This window comes from Nocardia acidivorans NBRC 108247 (assembly GCF_001625085.1).
In the GTDB taxonomy this organism is placed as follows: Bacteria; Actinomycetota; Actinomycetes; order Mycobacteriales; family Mycobacteriaceae; genus Nocardia; species Nocardia acidivorans.
Map to the genome: position 1 here is coordinate 15783 of NZ_BDAW01000090.1, position 24862 is coordinate 40644.

Sequence of the window (24862 nt, forward strand, 5' to 3'; positions counted from 1 at the left end):
TCGCCTAGAGGAGATCGAGCAGGAATGGTAGTTCCTGCGCCGCGTACCAGGCCAACTGGTGGTCTTCGGCATCGCCGAGGACGAACTCGGCGTCCGTGTCACCCATATCGGCGGCGTCGATGACATCCACGGCCTTGGCCACCGTGGGCTCGGCCTCGGCCAGATCCACGTGCACCGAGGCGATCGCGGAGTACGGGATGGCCGCGGAGAGCCGCACCACCGCATCGTCGAGATCGGGACGCAGGGTGGTCCCGTCGACATCGGCCGCGATGACCGCCCGGCGGAAGATCGGCCCGCGCGCGGGGCTCGCATCGTCGTCCGAATCGTCCTTGGCGTCGAGCGCGGAGTCCTCGGCCAGCAGCCGCAGCGACGCCCGCGCGGCCTCCGCCATGGCGACCTCGGCGAGTTCGTCGTCATCCCCGGAGACGTACGCCTCGCGCAGTGCGGGCGTGACGGCGAACGCGGTGTCGTTGATGGCTCGGATCTCCCGGTCGGTGACCAGTTCCCGCAGCATCGGCACGGTGGCCGGGACGTACACGCGTAGCTTCTTCGCCACGCCGGACGACTCACTGGACGCAGGCACCGAGCATCTCCTCCATCGACTCGTGCACCGAAGCGGTCAGCACCGCGATATCGGCCATTGCGTCGCGATCGGCGGTGAGCCCGTAGTAGACCCGCCCGTCATAGGAGGTGAGTCCGATACTCAAAGCCTGATTGCGCAGCAGCGGCGACACCGGGTACATCTCCAGCATCCGCGCTCCGCCGATGTACATCGGCTGCTGCGGACCCGGCGCATTGGTGATCACCAGATTGAACGTGTGCTCGGCAAAGGTACTCGCTGATCGCACACTCATGGCATGCAGGCTCGCCGGAGCGAATCCGGCCATATGGACCAGCGTGCGCGCCCGCACCCCCAATTGATGCCGGGCGTGCGCCTCGGTGGCGTGCTTGATATGCGACATCCGGATCACCGGATTGGGTTCGCCCACCGGCAGATCCACCAGCAGGGACGTGACCTCGCCCGCGGGTTTCAATTCCGCGCCATCCGAATACACGGACATCGGGACCACCGCGCGCAAGGTGTCGGCCTCGGTGAGCACCTGCCCGCGCGAGAGCAGCCAATTGCGCAGCGCGCCCGTCACCACGGCCAGGATCACATCATTGATGGAGCAGTCGAAGCGCTTGCGGATCTTGCGGTAGTCCTCCAGATCGGTGCGCACCACCTCCACCCGCCGATTGCGTGAGGTGCGGGTATTGAGCGGACTGTCCGGTGCGCCCAGCGCCGCGGCGCGCAGCATGGAGACCATCTTCTGCACGGCCTTGCCGGTGGCGTCGACCACCGCGAACGCCTCCGCGCCGTGATGCCGCATCACCTCGAGTGCCTCGCGCGGTTGCGTCGCCAGATGCAGGACCGCTCCCACCAGCAGTTCCAGATCGGCGGGTTCGCGATGCGCGATCCAGGCATCGTCGGCGACCTCGCGCGGGGCGGCGGAGGTGTCCAGGATCACATGGCCGATCTCCAGCGCCGAATCCCCGTCCACCAGTGCCGAATGCGTTTTGGTGAAGACCGCCGACCGCCCGTCCGAGAGCCCCTCGACGAAGTACATCTCCCACAGCGGCCGGGTGCTGTCCAGCGGCCTGGACGCCAGCCGTGCGACCAGGTCGAGCAGCTGTTCATCGGTGCCCGGTTCCGGCAGCGCGGAGCGGCGAATGTGATAGGTGATGTCGAAATGCGCATCGTCCACCCACACCGGGCGGCCCAGCGCGAACGGGATCTCCCGCACCTTGCGCCGGTACAGCGGCACCAGCGGCAAACGCGATTCGACGAGCGCGATCAGGCTGTCGTAATCCAGCGGCACATGCCCGGAATTCCCGGTGGGCACCGCATTGCGCAGGATGGCGAGGGAGCCGATATGCATCGGATTACTACTGGATTCGAGCCGGTGGAACGACGCGTCCTGCGGTGTCAGTCTGGTGATCACGCTGCCCGCTACTCCCTAGTTCTGCCGTGCCCCCGCATAAAGTCCCCCGCCGAGGCGTCGGCGGCGCGCGCCGGTGTTGGTGGCAAGCTATCGCAATCCGATCACCTGGGGGAACGGTCCGGGCGCCACTGCCCGATATTTCACGTCGTAGCCGACGCCCCCGGTTCGGGCATCGCGCCCCGAACCTTCGTACATGGTACGCCCGGGGCGTTGAAACAGCCTCGGACACAAAGTCATTCGGTAGCGGATCGCCGGGGTTCCGGACTCGCGGGGCCGCGAACCCGCCCGGAGCGAAGCGCAGGGCAAATAGGCACGGTTACCATGGCAGTGATTGCGCGCTCGCGCGCACCGCTCCCTGCCTTGGTGGGGGCTACCGACAACACCGACCAGAGGACTACAAGACCCGTGCCTGCGCTGACGCTTTCGAGGTTGCTACGGATTGGTGAAGGTCGCACGGTCAAGCGGCTTGCGAACCTGGCGGATGAAGTCATCGCCTTGGACGAGGAGTTCACGGCGCTGTCCGACGCCGAGTTGCAAGCCAAGACCGAGGAGTTCCGCGAGCGCTACGCCGAGGGTGAATCCCTCGACGAACTGCTGCTGGAGGCCTTCGCGACCGCTCGGGAAGCCTCCTGGCGGGTGCTGAACCAGAAGCACTACAAGGTGCAGATCATGGGTGGCGCGGCCCTGCACATCGGCAATGTGTCGGAGATGAAGACCGGTGAAGGCAAGACCCTGACCTGTGTGCTGCCCGCCTACCTGAACGCCATCAGCGGCGACGGCGTGCACGTGGTCACCGTCAACGACTACCTCGCCAAGCGCGATGCCGAGTGGATGGGCCGCGTGCACCGCTTCCTCGGTCTCGAGGTCGGTGTGATCCTGGGCGGTATGACCCCGGCCGAGCGCCGCGTGGCCTACGGCGCGGATATCACCTACGGCACGAACAACGAGTTCGGCTTCGATTACCTGCGCGACAATATGACGCACTCGCTGGACGATCTGGTGCAGCGCGGCCATAACTTCGCCATCGTCGACGAGGTCGACTCGATTCTGATCGACGAGGCACGCACGCCGTTGATCATCTCGGGTCCGGCCGACGCCTCCTCGAAGTGGTACGCCGAGTTCGCGCGGATCGCGCCGCTGTTGAAGAAGGACCTGCACTACGAGGTCGACATCAAGAAGCGCACCATCGGCGTGCACGAGGCGGGCGTCGAATTCGTCGAGGATCAGCTCGGTATCGACAATCTGTACGAGGCCGCGAACTCCCCGCTGGTCAGCTACCTGAACAACGCCATCAAGGCGAAGGAGCTGTACACCCGCGACAAGGATTACATCGTCCGCGACGGCGAGGTCATCATCGTCGACGAGTTCACCGGCCGAATCCTGGTGGGCCGCCGCTACAACGAGGGCATGCATCAGGCGATCGAGGCCAAGGAAGCGGTCGAGATCCAGCCGGAGAACCAGACGCTGGCGACCATCACGCTGCAGAACTACTTCCGCCTCTACGACAAGCTGTCCGGTATGACCGGTACCGCCGAGACCGAGGCGGCGGAGCTGCACCAGACCTACGGTCTGGGCGTGGTGCCGATCCCGACCAACAAGCCGATGATCCGCGCCGACCAGTCGGACCTGATCTACAAGACCGAAGAGGCCAAGTACGCCGCGGTCGCCGACGATATCGTCGAGCGGCACGAGAAGGGCCAGCCGGTGCTGATCGGCACCACCTCGGTCGAGCGTTCGGAGTACCTGTCCAAGCAGCTCACCAAGCGCGGTATCCCGCATTCGGTGCTGAACGCCAAGTTCCACGAGCAGGAAGCCCAGATCATCGCCGAGGCCGGTCGGCCCGGCGCGGTCACCGTCGCCACCAATATGGCCGGTCGCGGTACCGATATCGTGCTCGGCGGCAATGCCGACATCATCGCCGACATCCTGCTGCGCCGGCAGGGCCTGGATCCGGTCGAGACCCCGGCCGAGTACGAGGCGGCCTGGCTGCCCGCGCTCGAGCGCGTCAAGGAGCAGACCGAGGCCGACGCCGAGGCGGTGCGCGAGGCCGGTGGCCTGTACGTGCTCGGCACCGAACGGCATGAATCGCGTCGTATCGACAATCAGCTGCGCGGTCGTTCCGGCCGTCAGGGTGATCCGGGCGAGTCCCGCTTCTACCTGTCCCTGGGCGATGAGCTCATGCGGCGTTTCAACGGCGCGGCGCTCGAGTCGATCATGACCCGGCTGAACCTGCCGGACGATGTGCCGATCGAGGCCAAGATGGTCTCGCGCGCCATCAAGTCCGCGCAGACCCAGGTCGAGCAGCAGAACTTCGAGATCCGCAAGAACGTCCTCAAGTACGACGAGGTGATGAACCAGCAGCGCACGGTCATCTACGCCGAGCGTGCCCGCATCCTCAACGGTGAGGATATGGAAGGCCAGGTCCAGGAGATGATCACCGATGTGATCACCGCCTACGTCAACGGCGCCACCGCCGAGGGCTATGTGGAGGACTGGGATCTGGCCAAGCTGTGGACCGCGCTCAAGACGCTGTACCCGATCGGCATCGACTACAGGGACCTCACCGGCGAGAACGCCGACGGCGAGGTCGGTGAGCTCTCCCGCGAGGAGCTGCTGGAAGCCGTTCTCGATGACGCGCACGCCTCCTACGAGAACCGCGAAGCCGAGATCGACGGCCTGGCGGGCGAGGGCAGCATGCGCAACCTGGAACGGCAGATCCTGCTGTCTGTGCTGGACCGTAAGTGGCGTGAGCACCTCTACGAGATGGATTACCTCAAGGAGGGCATCGGCCTGCGCGCCATGGCCCAGCGCGATCCGCTGGTCGAATATCAGCGCGAGGGCTTCGATATGTTCGCCGCCATGCTGGAGGGTTTGAAGGAGGAGTCGGTCGGCTTCCTGTTCAACCTCCAGGTCGAGGTGCAGCAGCCCCAGCCCGCCGGTGTCTCGGTCGGCGCGGGCCTGCAGTCCCCGGTCGGCAACCGCCCGCTGCCCACCCAGGAGGCCACCCCGGTCGCCAACGGTGCTCCGGCGGCATTGCGCGCCAAGGGCATCGACGAGCCCGCCCCGCGCGCCCTGAGCTACTCGGGTCCGGACGAGGGTGGCCACCGTGCCGTGCACTCCGATGCCGAGGAGTACGGCGACGGCAACTCCGACTCCGGCACCCGCCGCGAGCGCCGCGAGGCCGCCCGCGCCCAGGGCAAGCTGGACAAGGCCCCGAAGTCCAAGCGCCGCCGCTGATTTCGGCTGTGTGAGGTTCGGCTGGATGCTGGAGCAGCGCCCCGGGTGGAGACGCCTGGGGCGCTGTTATTTCCGGTGCGACGCGGGCGGGGTGTTCAGTCGAGGTTGACCGATTCGCCCCAGTGCCGGGGATCCCAGTTGATCAGGATCATGCCCGCTACGCTGCCGGTGCAGGGGCCGCAGGCGTTCACCTGAATCATCTTGTCCACGTCGGTGTCTCCGCTGAGGACCGCGCGCATGGACAGCCATACCGCGCGCACGTACAGTGCCGCCGGTCGACCGCAGCGCACGCATTCGGGCAGGCCCGCGCTCTCGTCATTGCGCCCGACCCGCACCTCCGGGGTTACCGGTGCGCCGGGGCCCAGGTCTTCATCTAGGAGCGGCGAGTATTCGCCCCGCTCATGGTCATCCACTCCGGCAATCTAGCGAGTTCGGGCAGCGCGCGCATCCCATACCGAGACAACGCTGTTCGCCGCCGAGCTAACGCCGGGCGTTCAGGCCCTGGTGAGTTCGAAGAGCCGGAATGTCCGGGTTCCGGCGAGCCGCTGCTCCATCACATAGCCGGGCCAGAAGGCGACGGCGCGCGCCCAGGCGCGTTCGCGGTCGACCCCGTGCAGCTGTCGCACATGTACGGTGAATCGCTCACCGTCGACGTGTAATTCGGCGTGATCGGCGGCGGCCAGATTGGCCGACCACGACGGATGTTCGCGCTGACCCCAATTGGATCCGATCAGCAGAAACGCCTTGCGATCCACCGGATCCGGTATGTAGAGCAGCGATACCGTACGCGGCTGTCCCGTTTTACGACCCGCGACGGTCAATTCCAATGCGGGTAATCCGGCCAGATCCAGTACTCCGCGCCGCCCCCGGGTGAGCCGTCGCGTCACCTTCTCCAGCACTCGCACCGCGGGTGCGGTCCGCATGACAATCGGTCGCCGCGCGAGCGCCCGCCCGACGGCCGGAAGCGGATTACGCGGCCGTAGTCCGCGCCGCCCGATATCAGGTCCCTCCTGCTGATCATTCGCCATGTCTATCAAGGGTAGACCGAATCATGGGATCAATGGGATGCCACGTCGATCGGTGGACTCGGTGTCGCGGCGGTGACAGACCGCCCGCCTGTCGATCACGCTGCGGAAGAACGCTTTTCGGACCGCAGCCCGTACGGGGGAGCGAGAGCGGCGTTCCCCAGGGTGATGCCGAACGTCATCTCCTTCGCGACGATCGAGGGGATCGCGGCGCTATTCCACCGGAGGGGGGACAGATGCGGCAGACGGTGTACGTATCGGCAGCCCGCGCCGCGCAACTCGGCGAGCTGACGGCCAGTGACCCGCCCGGTCGGGTATCGGCTTCCGCCGGAACGGATCTCGACACACCGCCGCTGTCCTGGCGGATCTTCCCCTGATGTCGGGCCGCACCGTCTGCGCCCGTTTCGGTGACTGGTTCGCCTACCTCGCGGTCGTAGTGTTCGCTTCGACCGCCGATGGCCGCGATCAGACGGTCGGCTGTACGCCCTTGAACCACGGATCATTGGTATTGAGCGCGGTGAGCAGCAGTCGGATGGCGGCCACCCGGGCTTGTTTACCGGGCAGATTGTCCAGCGCGCATTCGGGATCGGCGGGCGGGCCCAGGTGGGTGCAGCCGCGCGGGCAGTCCTCGATGGCATCGGCCAGATCGGAGAAGGCGCCGATGACATCGTCGGGGGTGATGTGCGCCAGTCCGAAGGAACGGATGCCGGGGGTGTCCACGACCCAGCCGCCCACCTCCAGGGGCAGAGCCACCGACTGGGTGGAGGTGTGCCTGCCCTTGCCCACCCCGGAGACCACGCCCACGGCCCGATCCGCATCGGGCACAAGACGATTCACCAGGGTGGACTTCCCGACCCCGGAGTGCCCGATCAGCGCGGTGAGCCTGCCGTTCAATATCTCCAGGACCGGTTCGAGCGGATCCTCGATCCCGCCGTACACGATGGTCAGATCCAAATCCTCGAAGAGCGCGGCGAATTCGGAGTCCGCGGCCAGATCGTGTTTGGTCAGGCACAGAATCGGTTGCAGCCCACCGACATACGCGGCCACCATGGCGCGCTCCACGAATCCGGAGCGCGGCGGAGGGTCGGCCAGGGCGACCACGATGAACAGTTGTTCGGCATTGGCGACCACGATCCGTTCGAACGGATCGGTGTCATCGGCGGTGCGGCGCAGTACGGTTCGGCGTTCGGCCACCCGGACGATGCGCGCGAGCGTATCGGGTTTACCTGAGAGATCGCCGACCAGATCCACCTGATCGCCGACCACGATCGGGGTGCGCCCGAGCTCGCGGGCGCGCATGGCGACGATCCGATGCTCCGGATCGTCGTCGAGCACACAACCCCAGCGGCCGCGGTCGACGGCGACCACCATGGCCGCCTCCGCATCCAGATGCTGCGGGCGGGTTTTGGTGCGCGGACGAGAGCTCTTGCCCGGACGGATCCGGACATCGGACTCGTCGTACTCGCGGCGCTTCAGTGGCCCTGCCCATCGATCATGGCTTCCCACAGACCGGCGAAGTTCGGCAGGGTCTTGGCGGTGGTGCCGATGTCCTCGATCTCGATGCCGGGCACCGCCAGGCCGAGAATCGCACCGGCGGTGGCCATTCGGTGATCGGCGTAGGAATGCCACTGCCCGCCCGAGAGCGGCGCCGGGGTGATGGCCAGCCCGTCCTCGGTCTCGGTGACCTTGCCGCCGAGCCGGTTGATCTCGGTGGACAGCGCCGCCAGTCGATCGGTCTCGTGCCCGCGCAGGTGCGCGATCCCACGCAGTCGCGACGGCGAATCCGCAAGCGCCGCAAGGGCCGCCACGGTCGGGGTCAGCTCACCCACATCGTGCAGGTCGATATCGATGCCCGCCAGGCGGTCCGGGCCGTGCACGGTCAGAATCCCGTCGAAGATGCGACATTCCGCGCCCATGCGCACCAGGATCTCGCGAATCACATCGCCGGGCTGGGTGGTGTAGCGCGGCCAGTGCGGAATGCTCACCTCACCGCCGGTGATGGCGGCCGCGGCCAGGAACGGAGTGGCATTGGAGAGATCGGGTTCGATCTCCCAGTCCACCGCCCGGATCGGGCCGGGGGAGACGGTCCAGGTCTGCGCCTTGCGCGGGTCGGCGGGCGCGTCCACCCGCACATCGGCCTCGCGCAGCATCTGCACGGTCATCTCGATATGCGGCATCGAAGGCAGCGGTGCGCCATCGTGATTCACGGTGATGCCCTGTTCGAACCGGGCCGCGGACAGCAGCAGTCCGGAGACGAACTGCGAGGATCCGGACGCGTCGATGGTGACCGGTCCGCCTCGCAGCCCGCCCATACCGTGCACCACGAAAGGCAGTGCGTTGCCGTCGATATCGACGCCGAGGCCGCGCAGCGCGTCCAGAATGGTGTCGAGCGGCCGGATCCGCGCCTGCTCATCGCCGTCGAAGGCGACATCGCCGGTGGCCAGTGCCGCGACCGACGGCAGGAAGCGCATGACCGTTCCGGCGAGTCCGCAATCCACCACCGCGGAGGTGAATTCCTTCGGGGGAGTGACGGCGAGGGTGTCCCCGTCGCCGTCGATATCCGTGCCCATGGCCCGCAGCGCGTCGATCATGAGGTTGGTGTCGCGGCTGCGCAGCGCACCGGTGAGGGTGGACGGGCCATCGGCCAGGGCGGCGAGGATGAGAGCCCGATTGGTAATGGATTTGGACCCGGGCAGGGTCACACTGGCGTGGACGGGAGTGCGGACATGGGGCGCGGGCCAGAAAGTCACCGCTCCATCTTCCCAAATGATCGCCACCGCGCGGGGCTCCCCGCCCCTTTCGTCCGGTGAGGGGGGTGGAAATGTGTGAATGTCCCGGCTTCGCGCCCGTCGAGCGGCCAATATCGGCTGCCGCGCTGGCGATATACGTATATAGCTACGTATACTGGCGGGGTGATCGATCCCCTCAGCCTTCTCATCGGTGCGGGACTCGTCGGTGGCGGCTGGGTCCTGGGCCGCTTCGGCTCCCGCCCCGCCAAGAAGGCCGCCCAAGCCACCGCGCTCTGCGGCTGCGGCCACGATCTCGCCGTTCACGATCGAGACGCGGGTGCCTGCCACGGCGAGACCTTCCGCAAGATCGGCAACGGTCTCAAGGCCTGGGTGCCCTGCCCTTGCCGCCGCTACACCGGCCCGATCCCGCTCGAGGAGTTCTTCACGCCCCCGAGCCTTCCCCCGACTCCATAACCCCGAAATGCCGGTTCCCGCAAGGGAACCGGCATTCGAACTGCCCGCGCGACTCCTACTTGGCGCGCCCGTGCAGGAACGGCACGATCTTGCGGAGCAGTTTCATGGTCCTGTCGGTCCGCGAGTACGACAGCAGTGCCATCCCCGGAATCGTGAAGCGCTGCACCGCGATCGAATGCGGCCGCGAGAATTCCAGCAGGCCCGGCGCACCGTGGATCCGCCCGATTCCGGAATCCCCGACCCCGCCGAACGGCAGTCCGGAGATCGCGGCATAGCTGAGCACCGAATTCACCGATGTACAACCGACATTCAGCCGCCGCGCGATCTCCAGCCCGTGCTTGGCGGAGTACACCGCCGACCCCAGCCCGTACTTGCTGCGATTGGTGAGCTCGACCGCCTCGTCTATCCCGTTCACGGTGCGAATGGTGACGGTCGGCCCGAAGGTCTCCTCGCACACCGCATCCGAGGATTCATCGGTGTCGACCAGGATTACCGGTTCGATGAAAGGGCCCTTGATGGATTCGGGTCCGCCCAGGACGGCCGTTCCGCCGTTCTTGATGGCGTCCTCGATATGCCGTCGCACGATATCGATCTGGCTGGGCATGGTCATCGGACCGTACGAGGCCTTGGCATCGGAGCCCGGCTTGATATCGGTGAGAATCCGCTTGACCTCGGCGATGAACGGTTCGGCGATCGACTTGTCGACGTATACCCGCTCCACACCCGCGCAGGTCTGCCCGGAGTTGGCGGTCGCGCCCCACGCCACGGCGTCGGCGGCGGCCTTGATATCGGCGTCCGCGGCCACGATCACCGCATCCTTGCCGCCGCACTCCAGCAACACCGGGGTGAGCGAATCGGCGGCCGAGGCCATGATCTTCTTCCCGGTCGCGGTGGACCCGGTGAAGGCCAGTTTGTCCACGCCCGCGCGCACCAGCGCCGCACCGGTCGCCCCGAACCCGTTGATGGTGGCGAAGACGCCGTCGGGCAGTTCGGGATTGGCTTCGGCGAATGCCGCGGCCACGAAATTGCCTATGCCGGTGGAGAATTCGCTCGGCTTGAAGACCACGGCATTACCGGCGGCGAGCGCGTAGGCAATGGACCCGTTGGGCGTGTACACCGGGTAGTTCCACGGTCCGATGATGCCGACGACTCCGAGCGGTCGCTGTTCCAGGTGCGCCGCGAAATTGGCCATCAGCGCGCCGGGCGCGACCTTCTTGGGCTTGAGCACCTTCTCGGCATTCGAGGCGGCCCATTTGATGTGCTCGAGCGCGAGCATGAGCTCGAGGTAGGCGTCGTCGAGGGGCTTGCCGTTCTCGGCGTGGATGAGTGCGCAGAGTTCATCGGATTTGGCGACGAGCTTGCTGCTCCAGCGCAGCAGATGCCGTTTGCGCTCGGCGTAGGTCAGTGCGCCCCAGGTGGCGGCGGCGGTGCGGGCCTTGGCGACGGCGGCGTGCACCGCGGCCTCGTCATCGATGCGGTAGGTGGCGAGGGTTTCGCCGGTGGCGGGGTTGACGGAGGTCAGTGTGGCGTCCCGATCGATCGAGGCGGTGTCGGTAGCAGACATGGGACGAACGTCTCATAGGTCACAACTGAAGTCAATCGCCATCACATGATGGACGGGTGTTTGTCGGTGCGCGGTGGCAGCATGGTCCACATGTGCGGCAGATACGCGACAACGACGAATCCCGCCAAGCTGGCCGTCGAACTGGATGCGCTCGACGAGACCGGTGACACCGGGTTCAACCCGAACTACAACGTAGCGCCGACCAATCAGGTGCTCACCGTGGTGGAGCGGCACGATCGTGACCATCCCGAGGATCCGGCGACGCTCCGCCTGCGTGCCATGCGCTGGGGTCTGATCCCGCCGTGGAGCAAGGCGTCCGAACCGGGCATTCCGGCCAAGGGCAAGCCGCTCTTCAACGCTCGCGCCGATAAGGCCGCCACCACCGCGTCCTTCCGTGAGGCGGTGAAGAAGCGCCGCTGCCTGGTCCTCATGGACGGCTGGTACGAGTGGGTCACCGAACCCGGCAGTACCGGAAAAGCGGTCAAACAGCCATTTTTCATGTCCAGGGCCGATGGCGGCCGCCTCTACATGGCGGGCCTGTGGTCGGTCTGGCGCGATCGCAGCCTGGGCGACGAGGCCAAACCCCTGCTCTCCTGCACCATCCTGACCACCGACGCGGTGGGCGAGCTGACCAAGGTGCACGACCGCATGCCCCTGCCCATGCCCCGCGAACACTGGGACGCCTGGCTGGACCCCGATCACCCCGCCCCCGCGGAACTCCTGGAAACCCCCGGCGCGGAAGCGGTTTCCGACATCCTCATCCGCCCGGTCCCCTCCCTGGTGAACAGCGTCCGCAACAACGGCCCGGACCTATTGGCCGCAGTCGACGAAAAAGCCGGTCAGATCAGCCTGATCTGACCGGCCCTCCAAGAGCGGTTGTTCTTTCGGGGGGTTCGGGGGCGGACCCCGAGAGCTAAGAGAGTTGTTATAAATCGCATTTCACGGACGGCAGGGCGATATTCAGCCCGCACTTGATGACGCCGGTGGCGAGGTCGATGACCTTGGTCGTCACACTGCCACCGAGTTTGCTCGCCTTCTCCGGCTTCTCGTCTTTCTGTTGCTGGCCGGGTGCGCTCGGATCGGGCGCGAGCGGATAGTTGGGGTTGACGGGTGCGGCGGTAGCGGTGGCCACGGTCAGCGGGCCGGACGCCAGCGCCAGGAGCAGCGCGCCGGAGATGGCCACTACGCCGGTGCGAAAACGCTGGTTGGGGGACATAACCACATCACATCCTCGGGTCGAAACGAACCTGGCGAGATGGGAAACGCACACACAAGTAACGCACACATCCGGCCGCTTCCGCGGGAATGCGACCGGATGTGTGCGTGTCAAACTGCTGGTCGGTTGCTACCGCAGCGAGATTGCTGCCGCTAGCCGATGGCCTCGACCGCGGCCTCCTCGACCTTCTGCGCTCGCGCCTGGATACCGCCCGCGGTGCGCAGCGGCACCTCCTTCCAGAACAGCACCAGGATCAGCGCGATGAGCGCCACCCCCGCCGCCGCCAGGAATACGGTGTCCATGGCATTGGCGAAGCCGACCTTGAACGGATGCGCCAGTGTCGGATTCAGCTGCTGGATGACCGAGCTGTCGTCGAGCACCTTCGCCGCGGCCGAATGATCGCCGGTGGCAAGACCATTGGTGAGCGCGGATTCGGCCGGGTTGTCGCTGTGCATACCCTGTGCGACCGCGGTCTTGAACTCCTGCGTGGTCGCCGCCGACTGCAGTTCGGTGCTGATATTCGGCCCGACCTGCGAGAACATAATCGACAGGAACACCGCCACACCGAGCGTGCCGCCGATCTGCCGGAAGAAGGTCGCGGCCGCGGTGGAGACGCCCATATCCTGCGGCGGCAGCGCGTTCTGAATGGCCAGGGTGAGCGGCTGCATCAGATTGCCCAGGCCGAAGCCGACGATGAGCATGAACAGCATGGGCACGTACAGCGGGGTGTCCGCGCCGATGAAGTGCAGCAGGAACAGGCCCAGCACCAGCAGGCTCGCGCCCAGCGGCGGGAAGACCTTGTACCGCCCGGTGCGAGAAATGGTCTGACCGGCGAAGATCGAGGCCACCATCATGCCGACCACCAGCGGCAGCATCTGCATACCGGCCAGCGTCGGACTGGAGCCGCGCACCACCTGCAGGTACTGCGGCAGCAGGGTCATACCGCCGAACATGGCCGAACCGACCACGATCGAAATGGCAACGCCGAGTGCGAAAGTGGAGTTCTTGAACATGCGCAGGGGAATCAGCGCGGCATCACCGAGTTTGGCCTGGACCGCGACGAAGCCGATCAGTCCGAGCACGCCCACGACGTAGCAGATGATGGCGTTGGTGCTGCTCCAGCCCCAGATGCGGCCCTGTTCGGCCACGACCAGCAGCGGCACCAGGCCGACGGCCATGGTGAGCACGCCGAACCAGTCGACGGTGGCCTCGGAGCGTTCCACCTTGGGCAGCTTCAGCACTCGGGATACGACGGCCAGCGCGATGATGCCCAGCGGCACGTTCACCAGGAACACCCAGCGCCAGCCGGTGATGCCCAGGATCTCGTTCTGTCCGGAGATGATGCCGCCCAGCACCGGCCCGGCCACGCTGGAGGTGCCGAACACGGCCAGGAAGTAACCCTGGTAGCGGGCACGCTCACGCGGTCCGACCATATCGCCGAGGATGGTCAGCGCCAGCGACATCAGACCGCCCGCGCCCAGACCCTGGAAGGCCCGGAAGGCCGCCAGCTCGTACATGGAGGTGGAGAAGGCGCACAGCAGCGAGCCGGCCACGAAGATGGTGATGGCCGCGAGATAGAACGGCTTGCGGCCGTACATGTCCGAGAGCTTGCCGTACAGCGGGGTGGAGAGCGTGGCGGTGATCAGGTACGCCGTGGTGACCCACGCCTGCATCGAATAACCCTGCAGGTCATCGGCGATGGTGCGGATCGAGGTGGAGACGATGGTCTGATCGAGTGCGCCCAGCAGCATGCCGAGCAATAGGCCGCTGAGCACGACCATGATCTGCTTGTGAGTGAAGCCCGCGGGGGACGCGTTCTCCTTCTCGACTGTTGTGGTCACGAATTACCTTCTGCGGAATCGATTTTCGGAAGAATTTTGGAGCCGCCCTTGGGGTAGAGGGCGGCGACCTTGGTATTGCGGGTGTGCTCGTAGCCGTCGACGAACCGGGTCAGCAGGGTCGCGAAGACGTCCTGCTCGCCGGGGGTCCAGTCGGCCATGATCTCGCGCAACGTCTCATTGCGGCGGACGCGGATCTCGGCGGCGACCTCATGCCCCTGGGCGGTGATCGCCAGTACGCTGGCGCGGCCGTCGGCGGGATCGGCGCGGCGTTCGATGAAACCGCGTTTCACCAGGTTCGCGGCCTGCCTGCTGATGGTGGAGGCATCGGAGAAGAGTGCCTCGGCGAGTGCCCCGGAGCGCATGGGCCCGTTGTGGATCAGCTTGAACAGGATGGCGAATGCCGCGGGCTCGACCTCACCGTTGGTGGCGGCGGCGATCTGCGCGTTGGCGCGGTCGCGGAGCCGGTTGAGGCGGATGATCTGGGTGGCCACGGCGTCGGCCACGTCGTCTGTGACGGGGCGGCCGGGTTGCGCGGGGTCTGCGGCCACGTCACACCTCCTTGCGTCGAGCAACTGCTTGCATCAGTCAACTAGTTGTACTCAGCAAGTATGTGGAGATAGTTGTGTCTTGGCAAGTTATTTCCGGGAGGGTGTCTCAGCTCACGGTGTGCGGGGTGTTCACCCCGCGGTGACCGCGGCCGTCACCGCACCGGTGAGTCGCACCAGATCGGCGGGCGCGAGTTCGATCTCCAGCCCGCGCTTACCCGCACTGCACAGCACCCGATCGAACCCCAGCGCCGATTCGTCGATCACCGTCGGCAGCCGCTTCTTCTGCCCGAGCGGTGAAATCCCGCCCAGTACATAGCCGGTGCTGCGCTCGGCCTTCGCCTTGTCCGCCATGGCGGCCTTCCCGCAGCCCAGCGCACCCGCCGCCGCCTTCAGCGAGAGCTTCGCCGGAACCGGCAGCACCGCCACCGCCAGCCCGCCCGAGGCGAGCTCGATCACCAGCGTCTTGAAAATCTGCCCCGCAACCAGACCCAGTTCGCCGGCGAGCGCGTCCACGGCTTCCGCCCCATACGAGTCACTGCGCGGGTCATGTGAATACGCGTGCACCCGATGCTCCACCTTCGCCTGCACCAGTGCCTTGATCGCCGGAGTGGAAGCAGAAGCCATGCTCGCCACCCTATTTGTGCCGGGGATCTGAACGCGAATGCTATTGGGGATTCGGGGGCGGAGCCCCCGAGACCTGGCTTCAGCGCCCCTTCTTTCCTCCCTCGGGAACAGGTCGATCAATCGGCCTGTTGCACGCCATACGCGTCACTCGAAAGCGGAAAGCTCGCGGTGCGCTGAGGTAATCATCACGAAGGAGGAGTCGGTGACCGTTCTGGTCGAAGAACGCCCGGTGCGGATGCTGATGCACATCCCCGCTGATCTCGCAGGCGTCCCTGTGGACGTCGCTCGCCCTGCCGGTTTCCCGGCGCTCGCCCCGCTCGCGGTAGATTCAACTGCTACGGCGATCGAAGGGAACAGCGTGACGAGCGACGACGATATGGTCGATCGCCTGCCCGATGACGACTCGGACACTGACGAGGCCATCGACGGCGGCGACACCAACGACGGCGAGAGCCGTGTGCGCAGCACGGAAACCACCGAGGAACTTGGCCGCCGATTCGAGCGCGACGCACTGCCGCTGCTCGATCAGCTGTACGGCGCGGCGCTGCGCATGACCCGCAATCCGGCCGATGCCGAGGATCTGGTGCAGGAGACCTTCGCCAAGGCGTACCAGGGCTTCCGCTCCTTCCGCGAGGGCACCAACCTGCGCGCCTGGCTGTACCGCATCCTGACCAACACCTACATCAACTCGTATCGGAAGAAGCAGCGCCAGCCCGCGCAGTATCCGACCGACGAGATCACCGACTGGCAGCTCGCCGCCACCGCCGAACACACCTCGCAGGGGTTGCGCTCGGCCGAGATGGAGGCCCTGGAAGCGCTGCCGGACGATGACATCAAGCGCGCTCTACAGGAACTTCCCGAGGAATTCCGGATGGCGGTGTACTACGCCGACGTGGAGGGCTTCCCCTACAAGGAAATCGCCGAGATCATGGGAACCCCCATCGGCACCGTCATGTCCCGCTTGCACCGCGGCCGTAAGCAGCTCAAGGGGCTGCTCGCGGATGTGGCGCGGGAACGCGGATTCAACCGGTCGGGCAATGACGCGCGTCAGGAGGTCACCCAGTGAGCGACGAGATGGAGATGGACTGCACGGCGGTACTCGCCGACGTCTGGCTGCTCCTGGACAACGAATGCGATGAGACCATCAAGGCGCGGCTCCGAGAGCACATCAACCGCTGCTCGCCGTGCATCGAGGCATACGGCCTCGAGGAGAAGCTCAAATCCCTGCTGAACCGCAAGTGCGGCGGCGAACGCGCCCCCGACTCCCTGCGCGCCCGGCTCACCATGGAAATCCGGACGACCTTCACCCAGGTGGAGACCCGAATCGAACCGGTCGAGTAGCTCCCCAGGAAACAGCATGAGCGGCACACTTCTTTGAGAAGTGGTGCCGCTCAGTGCTTTTCGAGCTAGTAAGCCAGCTCAGGCGTTCGGACGCTTGCCGTGGTTGGCTGCGTTCTTCTTCCGGCCGCGCTTCTTACGTCCACGCTTACCCATGGTGGTCTCCCTTCTGATTGAAGACCATTCTTTCATGTGTGGTTGGCTGTACCTTCATCGGATACAGGTCGCCGATACGGCTCAACCCAAGCAAGGAGTCCCATGGCCGAGGAAGTGCTCGCGGAGATGGTGTCCACCGTCTACCAGATCGTCGCCAGCGTGGGCGATCAGGTGAAGGAGGGCGACACCCTGGTGATCCTCGAGTCGATGAAGATGGAGATCCCGGTCGTGGCCGAGGCCGACGGCACCGTGGCGTCCATCAACGTCAAGCCCGGCGATGTGATTCAGAAGGACGACCTGATCGCCGTCATCAGCTCTGTCTGATCGCCCACCGATTCGCGGCGGGCGGGATTCGCGGCCCTGGAGTCCCGGTTCTTCCCTCCCGCCGCTGCGCTCCCCCGCTCCACTCGGTCCAGAACCGGGACGGCCGCGAACCTTTGGGCGTGGGAACATACACCCGAGGTTGGGATCTGAGGAGCGTGGGTGAATGTCGACACTGAGCGATCTACTGGCTGAGCACACCGATCTACCGGGTGCGGCCGTCGATCATCTGCAGCGGGTGGTGGGGGACTGGCAGCTGCTGGCGGATCTGTCCTTCGCGGACCTGCACCTGTGGGTGGGTACCGGTCCGATCAACGATGGTGCGGATGTGGTGTGCGTCGCGCAGTGCCGCCCGACCACCGCGCCCACGGTGCATCCGGAGGATCTGGTCGGTTCGCTGGCCAATAAGGATGCCTTCCCGCAGATTTTCGAGGCGCTGCTCACCAGCGATATCGTGCGGGTGGACACCGATGCCGAGGTGTCGGGGGTCTATCACCCGCATCCGGTGCACGCGATTCGCGAGGCCATTCCGGTCCGCGTCGGCGACGACGTGATCGCCATTCTGGGTCGCGATACCGATGTGCAGCGCCGAAAGATGCGCTCCAGCTTGGAGATCGCGTACATGGCCTGCGCCGATGATCTCTGCCAGATGGTCGCCGACGGCACCTTCCCGGCGCTGGAGGATCGCACCGGCGCGCATTCGAGTCCGCGCGCGGGTGACGGTTTCATTCGCCTCGATACCGATGGAATCGTGGTGTACGCCAGTCCGAATGCGCTCTCCGCCTATCACCGGATGGGTTTGCAGAACGATCTGGTCGGCCAGGATCTGGCTTTGACCACCCGGTCACTGATCACCGATCCCTTTGACGCACAAGAGGTTGTCGGCGATATCCAGGCCGCGCTGGCCGGAAAGGCCGGGCGCAGAATGGAAGTCGAGGCGCGCGGCGCGACCGTTCTGTTGCGCACCCTGGTGCTGCGGCCCAATGGCGAACTCGCCGGGGCGGCCGTGCTGGTGCGCGATGTGACCGAGGTGAAGCGCCGCGATCGCGCGCTGCTGTCCAAGGACGCGACCATTCGCGAGATCCACCATCGGGTGAAGAACAACCTGCAAACGGTTGCCGCACTGTTGCGGTTGCAGGCCCGTCGCACCGAGAACGAAGAGGCCAGATTGGCGCTCACCGAATCGGTTCGGCGCGTGACTTCCATTGCCTCGGTACATGAAATGCTTTCGATGTCCGTGGACGAAGAGGTCGATCTCGATGAAGTCGTGGATCGCCTCTTGCCGATAATGGCCGATGTCGCTACGGTGCACACCGCTCGCATAAAGGTCCGGCGCGCAGGCTCTTTGGGCGTCTTCTCGGCGGAACGCGCGACCCCCCTTGTCATGGTTCTCACCGAATTGGTCCAGAACGCCATCGAACACGCCTTCGACGCCGGTGAGAACGGAACGGTCACCATCCGCTCCGAACGTTCGGCCCGCTGGCTCGATGTGATCATCAGCGATGACGGCCGCGGCCTGCCCGACGGTTTCAGTCTGGAAGCCTCCGACCGCCTCGGCCTCCAAATCGTCCGCACCCTGGTGACCGCCGAATTGGGCGGTTCCATCGGCCTGCACCCCGGCGCGGACATCGGCACGGACGCCGTACTCCGCGTCCCCCTGGGCCGTCGTTCAGCCCGCTAGAAAGCTCCCCCGCCTCTCTCCGCGCCTTCAGCGCGCGGCTGAGAGCCGTTGGCGGTATGCACGCGCACCGCCGGTTGGGTGGGGGATCTATTTTGGACGTACCCGACGAGTTACCCCGGTCCCGCGAGATCAGTCATCCGGTTCCCATACAAGAGCCATTCCCAGTGAATGGGTATGTTTTATCCCGGCCCTTTTACACACTTAAGCCCGGCACCATGCGGTGCCGGGCTGAATTGCGCTACGGCCGTAAAGGCTGCGGCCTTAGCGCTTATGTCGTCTACGTGCGGTTAGACGACGGTGCGGGTACGCGTGCGAGCGTTGCGACGCTTCAGCGCACGACGTTCGTCTTCGCTCATACCACCCCACACGCCTGCATCCTGACCGGACTTCAGGGCCCAGGACAGGCAATCGGCGGTGACAGGGCAGCGAGCGCAGACCAGCTTGGCATCGGCAATCTGCGCGAGCGCAGGACCACTGTTACCCACCGGGAAGAACAGCTCGGGGTCCTCGTCGCGACAGATGGCCTTGTGGCGCCAGTCCATTCCTCTGCTCCTTTGCTAGGGCGAGCGCATGGCTCTGCCCCTCGGGTTTGTGGTCCGTTCACTTGTGCGACTCGAATGTTTCCGCACGGTTGCTTGTGAATGCTTTCACGAACACCGTAGATGTCAATAGATACCTGGTGCACCGTGGGGAAGCTCACGCTGTAAGGCCCCTACTAGGCGGGCCTGCCGAACCATTTCTACTCGGTCGAGCGGGTTTTCGCAGCGCAACCGCAAGGTTTCTCAGTTGTGTCCCGCCGGTTAGGGCTTCGGCGCGACCACATCGAGGATATCCGGTGCGGCTGTGAAATTCACCATGTTGCGCCGACCAATGAAGTCACCATCGATTTGCAGTCCGATGGGCTCGGTGGCCTCGACCCGTACGGAGGGGACGTCGTCTTCGCGAAACAATTTGTGTCCCTTGGGATTTCCATCGCTTGCCAGCAACTGGCGGGCAATCAGAAGGGTGGGCACGATCCCCATGGTTCGCATGGCAAACACCCCGAGACCGGATTCGAAGGTGGTGCCCGGGTTGGTCCGGACCGGCGTGTTGTCGAGATACGTCCACGGACTGGTGTTGGTCACGAATGCGTAATGGACATCCGTGACCGGTTCGTGACCCGGAATCTCCAAGCGCACCTGGGGAAGACTGCGCGCGGCCTTGAAGAACTGTTTGACGGTGGTGCGCAGATACCGTGCGGGCGTAGCGGCTTTGCCGTTGGCGCGCTTGGCGTCGATGGCCTCGCACACATCGGCGTCCAGACCCACGCCCGCGCTGAAGCAGAACCAGTGGTCGTCGGCCAAGCCGAGTCCGATGCGCCGATCCGCCTCCGCCGTCAGCAGATCGATCAACTGATTGGTGGCGGTCACCGGATCCTGTTCGATGCCCAGCGAGCGCGCGAACACATTCGCCGAACCGCCGGGGATGACGCCGAGCCGCGGCAGCCATTCGCGCTGCGGCTCATGCGGGAGCGGGAGAAAACCGTTGACGGTCTCGTTCACGGTGCCGTCGCCACCGTGCACCACGATCAGATCCATCCGGGTGTCCGCGGCCCAGCGCGCGAGCTCGGCGGCGTGGCCACGGCGTTCGGTGTGCACGACGGTCAGCTGGGTGCGGCTCTCGAGTGCGTGGGCGAGCAGATCGCGAGTGGCCGGGGTGGTGGAGGTGGCATTGGGATTCACGATCAGCAGCGTCCGCACACATGCAGCCTAGAGCCATCGGATGATCCAGCGACACACACCAGTTCGTTCGCGGCCCGGCTCGGTTCCGGAGCGACTGAACGCAGGAGTGAAGAACCGAGCCTTCAGGGGCCGCGAACCGCGCCGCGACGAAGGAGCGGCGCAAAACGGTCACAGTAGGCTGGGCGGGTGGCTGAGCAGAAACCCGGCGGGAACGAGGCGGCGAGCACCGGCGAGGCGGTGCCGAATACGGTGCGCGGAGCGGGTGCGCTGGTGACGCTCGAGGGCGCGCTGGGCATGGTCGCGGTGGTCGTCCTGCTGGTGATGGGACTGAACGGGTCCGCGCAGAGCGCCAAGAACAGTTATCTCACCGCGGGGTACGGGGTGATCGTCGGTGGCGCGGTGCTCGCGGCGGGGATCGGGCTGCTGCGCGGGCGGCGCTGGGGCCGGGCCATCGCGGTGATCACGCAGCTGCTGCTGCTCGGCGTGGCCTGGTACATGATCACCTCCGATCGCTGGGATCTGGCGGTGCCGTTCGGCGCGGTGGCGCTGGGAACCCTGGTGTTGCTGTTCGCGCCGGCCTCCAATCGCTGGATGGCGGCGGGGTACGCCATCTCGCCGGAGTAGGCGTGTTCAGCCGGGCCTCATTCCCGGCTGAATGCCTCGTAGAGCGTCTTCTGGTCGCTTGACCCAGGTCGATTCCGAATGCGGTCAGTCGTCCGCGTGTGCGGCCAATCGGGTGAGCGCGCCACCTGCCAGGCGGTAGCCGGTCCACTCGTCCTGCGCCACGGCGCCGATGGACTTGTAGAAATTGATGGACGGCTCATTCCAGTCCAGTACCGACCAGTCGACTCGGGAGTAACCGTGTTCGACCGCCTCGCGCGCCAGCGCCGCGAGCAGATCGCGGCCGAAGCCGAGTCCGCGGTTCTCCGGCTTGACGTACAGGTCCTCCAGGTAGATCCCGTGCACACCGGTCCAGGTGCTGTAGTTCAGGAACCAGATCGCGCAGCCGACCACGCCCGCATCGCCGGGTCCGTCGGCCACATGCGCGAACACCGCGGGGCTGGGACCGAAGAGCGCGGTCTCCAACTGCTCTTCGGTGAGCGTGCACTCCTCGCGCAGCTTCTCGTATTCGGCGAGGTCGTAGACGAGTCCGACCAGGGCCGGGATATCCGCGGGCGTGGCGCGGCGAATCATCGATCATTCCCTTCGAGCTGCGGAACCAGGTTGTGCGCGAGCACGGTTCGAGCCTGGTAGTCGTACCCCAGCACGGTAATGGCGGCGGTGGACAGAAAGAAGCGCCGCCCCTCGACCACGTTGAACTCGGCCCAGCGGGCGATCAGCACCCGGGAGAAATGACCGTGCCCGACCAGCACCACATCGCGGGTGGACAGTTCGGGAATGACCGTGGCCAGTACGTGATCCGCGCGTTTGCGGACCTGCCCGGCGGTCTCGCCCTCGGGGGTGACGCCGGTCCAGATGGTCCAGTCCGGGGATATGCGCTGGATTTCCAGGGTGGTGAGGCCCTCGTATTCGCCGTAATCCCATTCGACCAGATCGTCATCGATATGGACGTCGGTCAAACCGGCCAATTCGGCGGTGCGCAGGGCACGGCGGCGGGGACTGCTGAATACCAGTGGATCGCGCAGGCCGAGCCCGGCCAGCAATTTCCCGGCGGCCAGCGCCTGATCCTCCCCGGCGGGGGTGAGTGGGATATCGGTGCGCCCGGTGTGGCGGCGCGAGGCCGACCACTCCGTCTCACCGTGTCGTAGCAATATCAGCCGATTCTCGGGTGCGGACACGTACTCGATCATGCCCGACAATCCGCGCGACCCGGGCGGCGGCACACGGAATTCCGCTCGCGGCCGGGTCCGTTCCGGGGGAGCGATACCGCGTGAGACACGGCGCGGCCGCGCCGGGAAGGAGCCGGGCTATCCCGTGCCGAGGGCGTAGAGCTTGCCGCCGCGCAATTCCAGCACGGTGCCGCCGATGGCCGCGAGGGAGATGGGCTCATTGTGATAGTCGCTGCGCTGCACCGTGATTCGACCGGTCGCCGCACCCGTGGTGGGATCCAGGGCGCGCAGCCCGTCTGGGGAGGGGACCAGCAGCTGACCGGACATCAGGGTGGGGGTGCCGAGCACATTTCCGGCGACCCACAGGACATCGAAGGTGGTGGCGTTCAGGGCGATCAGGGTGTCGCCGGTGAAGACGAACCACTCCGAGCTCAGATGACTCACCAGGGCGTTGTCCGGCAGCGGGGCCGGAAGCTGGTGGATGGCAAGGGAATTGCCGGAGATGTCGTAGACCGCGAACTGCGGTGGGCTGCTGCCGATTCCGGGCAGGTAGAGCGCGATTCGACTGTCCGACACCGCGATCACCCGGGCGCTCTCGGAGCCGCCACCGGGTTCGGTGAGCACATGGGTGCTGTACTCCTCCGGCGTGGTGCCGTCCTTCGGGGCCGGATTCAGCACGGTGAGGCGGTCGGCGGTGTCCTTGGGGCAGCGTTCCAGTACCGCGATCCGGCTGGGGGCCGAGGCCGCCGATAGCAGGCGGCAGTCGCTGCGCGGCTGGGTGCGCGGATTCACCGGGGCGTCGACCTTGCCGTACTCCAGGGTGCGCACCAGATCCGAACGCCACACCTCGAGCCGGTGCGGCCCCTGGGCGAGGGTGTAGGTGCCGTCCACCGAGAGGGCGACGGTGTCGTCCATATAGCTGGAGCGGGCGGTGACGCGCGCCCCGGTCTCGGCATTGAGCAGGGTGGTCTGACTGCATCCGCGCTGATCGCGATAGGTGGCGATGACGGTGCCGAATTGGGACTCGATCCCGCACAGCGGGATATCGCGCTGGTACTTCCACACCTGTGCACCGGTGCGCGGATCGCGCCCGGTGACGGTGCCGCCGTCCGCGGTGACCGCCACCCCGCCGTTGGTGATCGCCCGTGCGCTCGCGGTGTCGGGCGAATTCCACAGTTCGCGCAGGGTAGCGGGCAACTGCTCGGGAGTCGGTGGCGCGGAGAGCGTCTGCTCGGTGGTCACCGATTCGGTGCCCCGCGCATCACTGGTCCAACACACCACCGCTGTCGCGATCACCAGCAGAATGGCGATCGCGACAGCGGTGAGAATATCGGCGCGCGTTCGCCGCTCGGGTGCGAGCACGACAGCGAGAGTAGCCGATCCGGACGGTTACGCCGAGGCGGCTACCTTCCGGGTGCGCTTCTTGGCTGCCGCCTTCGGGGCCTCCACCTCGACGACCCCGACCTTGCCGGTCTTGGCCTTCGCCTTCTTGGCCGGAGCCTCGACCGCCGCGGCCTTCGCGGTCTTCTTCTTGGCCGGAGCCTTGGCGGGTTCGGCCGAAACCTCAACCGTCGCAGCGGTCTTGGCGGTGCGCTTCCGAGCGGCCTGGACCGGCTCAGCGACCTCGACCGCCGAAGCGGTCTCGGCAGCGCCCTTACGGGTGCTCTTCACCGGTTCGGCGACAACCTCCGTAGCCGCCTTGGCGGCCCGTTTGCGCGCCGGAGCCTTGACCGGCTCGGCCGGAACCTCGGCGACCGCGGCCGCTTTGGGAGCCGCCTTGCGAGGGACCTTCACCGGTTCGGCCGCCGCAGCGGCATTCGAGCCGTTGGTGGCGGACGCCGCGGTCTTCTTACGGGCCGGGGCCTTGGCAGGCGCGGCCACCGCGACCTCATCGGAAACCTCGGCGGCCTTGGCGGCGCGCTTGCGGGTGCTCTTCACCGGTTCAGCCACTTCGGGGGCGGCCGAAACGGTGGTGGCGGCCTTATTGCGGGCGGGAGCCTTGGCGGGCTCGGCCACGGCGACCTCGGCGGTTGCGGGCACCTCGGTGGACTTGGTGGCCCGCTTGCGCGTGCTCTTCACCGGCTCGGCCGAAACCTCGACCGCCGCAGCGGTCTTGGCGGCGGATGTGCGAGCGGCCCGTACCGGCTCGACAGCCTTGCCGGCGGCATCTGATTCGGCGGCGGCCTTGGTGGCCCGCTTCCGTGCGGGAGCCTTGACCGGCTCGGCCACGGCGACCTCGATGGCTTCGGCGACCTCGGTGGCCTTGGCGGCACGCTTGCGCGCGGGAGCCTTGACCGCCTCGGTGGACTCGACAGCCTTTCCGGCGGTTGAGCCCGCGACCGCGCTCTTCGCGCGGCGGGTGCTCTTCACCGGCTCGGTGGTCGCCGTCGCGGCGCTCACCGGATCACCGGAAGCCGTTGCGGCGGTGGTGGAACCGTCCACCGTGAGGTCGGGGCTCGGGACCGGGCGGCCGGCCCGGCGACGGCCCGTGCTCTTGACCGGGCTGGTTGCACCATCCGCGGTGGCGGCCACGGCGATCGGATCGCCGGAAGCGCCTGCGGCAGCGGTGGATTCGCTCACCGCGTCACCGGGAGCCAGTGCCGGGCGGCTGGCCC

26 protein-coding genes and 1 pseudogene are annotated in these 24862 nt (G+C 66.4%); 9 read left to right on the forward strand and 18 right to left on the reverse strand.

What is annotated here, in order from left to right; translation table 11 throughout:
• Positions 1-4 precede the first annotated feature (4 nt).
• Positions 5-583 (reverse strand): DUF6912 family protein, encoded by a 579-nt coding sequence (locus NA10_RS30815; RefSeq protein WP_373862455.1) that lies wholly within the window; start codon positions 581-583, stop codon positions 5-7.
• Entirely contained in the window at positions 567-1982 is a 1416-nt protein-coding gene (locus NA10_RS30820) for a WS/DGAT/MGAT family O-acyltransferase (protein ID WP_067574216.1), read from the reverse strand. The genes NA10_RS30815 and NA10_RS30820 overlap by 17 nt, the downstream gene beginning before the upstream one ends.
• Before the next feature lie 405 nt (positions 1983-2387).
• Between NA10_RS30820 and secA the strand changes: the two genes are divergently transcribed.
• Complete coding sequence (gene secA / locus NA10_RS30825; protein WP_067574217.1) at positions 2388-5219, forward strand: preprotein translocase subunit SecA; 2832 nt, start codon at positions 2388-2390, stop codon at positions 5217-5219.
• Positions 5220-5314: 95 nt separating this feature from the next.
• Here secA and NA10_RS30830 read toward each other — a convergent pair whose 3' ends face one another.
• Positions 5315-5632, reverse strand: a complete 318-nt coding sequence (locus tag NA10_RS30830; protein ID WP_067574218.1) for a hypothetical protein — start codon at positions 5630-5632, stop codon at positions 5315-5317.
• Positions 5633-5713: 81 nt separating this feature from the next.
• Positions 5714-6247: a nitroreductase family deazaflavin-dependent oxidoreductase gene (locus NA10_RS30835; RefSeq protein WP_067574219.1), complete on the reverse strand. Its 534-nt coding sequence runs from the start codon at positions 6245-6247 to the stop codon at positions 5714-5716.
• A 233-nt stretch (positions 6248-6480) separates the two neighbouring features.
• Here NA10_RS30835 and NA10_RS37255 point away from each other — a divergent pair, with 233 nt between their 5' ends.
• Positions 6481-6621: a hypothetical protein gene (locus NA10_RS37255; protein ID WP_157556852.1), complete on the forward strand. Its 141-nt coding sequence runs from the start codon at positions 6481-6483 to the stop codon at positions 6619-6621.
• A gap of 88 nt (positions 6622-6709) precedes the next feature.
• Here NA10_RS37255 and rsgA read toward each other — a convergent pair whose 3' ends face one another.
• Positions 6710-7750, reverse strand: coding sequence for a ribosome small subunit-dependent GTPase A (rsgA, locus tag NA10_RS30840; RefSeq protein WP_169812677.1), 1041 nt, complete (start codon positions 7748-7750; stop codon positions 6710-6712).
• Positions 7717-8994 (reverse strand): 3-phosphoshikimate 1-carboxyvinyltransferase, encoded by a 1278-nt coding sequence (gene aroA, locus NA10_RS30845; protein ID WP_157556853.1) that lies wholly within the window; start codon positions 8992-8994, stop codon positions 7717-7719. The genes rsgA and aroA overlap by 34 nt, the downstream gene beginning before the upstream one ends.
• Before the next feature lie 162 nt (positions 8995-9156).
• Between aroA and NA10_RS30850 the strand changes: the two genes are divergently transcribed.
• Positions 9157-9447, forward strand: coding sequence for a hypothetical protein (locus tag NA10_RS30850; RefSeq protein WP_067574220.1), 291 nt, complete (start codon positions 9157-9159; stop codon positions 9445-9447).
• A 55-nt stretch (positions 9448-9502) separates the two neighbouring features.
• Here the strand turns inward: NA10_RS30850 and NA10_RS30855 are convergent, their stop codons facing one another.
• Positions 9503-11011, reverse strand: a complete 1509-nt coding sequence (locus NA10_RS30855; RefSeq protein ID WP_067574221.1) for an aldehyde dehydrogenase family protein — start codon at positions 11009-11011, stop codon at positions 9503-9505.
• Positions 11012-11101: 90 nt separating this feature from the next.
• Here NA10_RS30855 and NA10_RS30860 point away from each other — a divergent pair, with 90 nt between their 5' ends.
• On the forward strand, positions 11102-11869 hold the full coding sequence (locus NA10_RS30860; RefSeq protein WP_067574239.1) for an SOS response-associated peptidase: 768 nt from the start codon (positions 11102-11104) through the stop codon (positions 11867-11869).
• 67 nt (positions 11870-11936) lie between these two features.
• On the opposite strand, the gene NA10_RS30865 is transcribed toward NA10_RS30860, so the two are convergent.
• The 4 genes from NA10_RS30865 to ybaK form a co-directional block, all read right to left on the reverse strand.
• Positions 11937-12227 carry a hypothetical protein gene (locus NA10_RS30865; RefSeq protein WP_067574222.1) on the reverse strand — a complete coding sequence of 97 codons (291 nt, stop codon included), beginning with the start codon at positions 12225-12227 and terminating at the stop codon, positions 11937-11939.
• A 152-nt stretch (positions 12228-12379) separates the two neighbouring features.
• A complete protein-coding gene (locus tag NA10_RS30870) occupies positions 12380-14008 on the reverse strand; it encodes an MDR family MFS transporter (protein ID WP_373862457.1) in 1629 nt (542 codons plus the stop codon).
• A gap of 56 nt (positions 14009-14064) precedes the next feature.
• A complete protein-coding gene (locus NA10_RS30875) occupies positions 14065-14616 on the reverse strand; it encodes a MarR family winged helix-turn-helix transcriptional regulator (protein WP_084515510.1) in 552 nt (183 codons plus the stop codon).
• A 129-nt stretch (positions 14617-14745) separates the two neighbouring features.
• The gene (gene ybaK / locus NA10_RS30880) at positions 14746-15240 is read right to left on the reverse strand and encodes a Cys-tRNA(Pro) deacylase (RefSeq protein ID WP_067574224.1); all 495 of its coding nucleotides are present in this window, start codon (positions 15238-15240) and stop codon (positions 14746-14748) included.
• A 376-nt stretch (positions 15241-15616) separates the two neighbouring features.
• Here ybaK and NA10_RS30885 point away from each other — a divergent pair, with 376 nt between their 5' ends.
• Together NA10_RS30885 and rsrA are read left to right on the forward strand one after the other, a co-directional pair.
• Positions 15617-16306, forward strand: coding sequence for a sigma-70 family RNA polymerase sigma factor (locus tag NA10_RS30885; RefSeq protein WP_067574241.1), 690 nt, complete (start codon positions 15617-15619; stop codon positions 16304-16306).
• 8 nt (positions 16307-16314) lie between these two features.
• Positions 16315-16581: a mycothiol system anti-sigma-R factor gene (gene rsrA / locus NA10_RS30890; protein WP_067574242.1), complete on the forward strand. Its 267-nt coding sequence runs from the start codon at positions 16315-16317 to the stop codon at positions 16579-16581.
• A gap of 78 nt (positions 16582-16659) precedes the next feature.
• Here rsrA and NA10_RS39665 read toward each other — a convergent pair whose 3' ends face one another.
• Positions 16660-16734 carry a 50S ribosomal protein bL37 gene (locus NA10_RS39665; RefSeq protein WP_153805149.1) on the reverse strand — a complete coding sequence of 25 codons (75 nt, stop codon included), beginning with the start codon at positions 16732-16734 and terminating at the stop codon, positions 16660-16662.
• Positions 16735-16836: 102 nt separating this feature from the next.
• Here NA10_RS39665 and NA10_RS30895 point away from each other — a divergent pair, with 102 nt between their 5' ends.
• On the forward strand, positions 16837-17058 hold the full coding sequence (locus tag NA10_RS30895) for a biotin/lipoyl-binding carrier protein (protein ID WP_067574225.1): 222 nt from the start codon (positions 16837-16839) through the stop codon (positions 17056-17058).
• 163 nt (positions 17059-17221) lie between these two features.
• Positions 17222-18736 carry a sensor histidine kinase gene (locus tag NA10_RS30900; protein ID WP_067574226.1) on the forward strand — a complete coding sequence of 505 codons (1515 nt, stop codon included), beginning with the start codon at positions 17222-17224 and terminating at the stop codon, positions 18734-18736.
• Between the two features lie 287 nt (positions 18737-19023).
• Here the strand turns inward: NA10_RS30900 and NA10_RS30905 are convergent, their stop codons facing one another.
• Together NA10_RS30905 and NA10_RS30910 are read right to left on the reverse strand one after the other, a co-directional pair.
• Positions 19024-19278, reverse strand: coding sequence for a WhiB family transcriptional regulator (locus NA10_RS30905; protein WP_011211115.1), 255 nt, complete (start codon positions 19276-19278; stop codon positions 19024-19026).
• A 258-nt stretch (positions 19279-19536) separates the two neighbouring features.
• Positions 19537-20475 carry a diacylglycerol/lipid kinase family protein gene (locus NA10_RS30910; protein WP_067574227.1) on the reverse strand — a complete coding sequence of 313 codons (939 nt, stop codon included), beginning with the start codon at positions 20473-20475 and terminating at the stop codon, positions 19537-19539.
• Positions 20476-20643: 168 nt separating this feature from the next.
• On the opposite strand from NA10_RS30910, the gene NA10_RS30915 reads away from it, so the two are divergent.
• Positions 20644-21081 (forward strand): hypothetical protein, encoded by a 438-nt coding sequence (locus NA10_RS30915; RefSeq protein WP_067574228.1) that lies wholly within the window; start codon positions 20644-20646, stop codon positions 21079-21081.
• Positions 21082-21165: 84 nt separating this feature from the next.
• On the opposite strand, the gene NA10_RS30920 is transcribed toward NA10_RS30915, so the two are convergent.
• From NA10_RS30920 to NA10_RS37805, 4 genes and pseudogenes are all read right to left on the reverse strand, one after another.
• Complete coding sequence (locus tag NA10_RS30920; protein WP_067574229.1) at positions 21166-21651, reverse strand: GNAT family N-acetyltransferase; 486 nt, start codon at positions 21649-21651, stop codon at positions 21166-21168.
• Positions 21648-22256, reverse strand: a complete 609-nt coding sequence (locus tag NA10_RS30925; RefSeq protein WP_373862458.1) for an acid phosphatase — start codon at positions 22254-22256, stop codon at positions 21648-21650. The genes NA10_RS30920 and NA10_RS30925 overlap by 4 nt, the downstream gene beginning before the upstream one ends.
• 129 nt (positions 22257-22385) lie before the next feature.
• Positions 22386-23609: an Rv3212 family protein gene (locus tag NA10_RS30930; RefSeq protein ID WP_067574231.1), complete on the reverse strand. Its 1224-nt coding sequence runs from the start codon at positions 23607-23609 to the stop codon at positions 22386-22388.
• Positions 23610-23636: 27 nt separating this feature from the next.
• A pseudogene (locus NA10_RS37805) lies at positions 23637-24862 on the reverse strand (hypothetical protein); the annotation flags it as partial.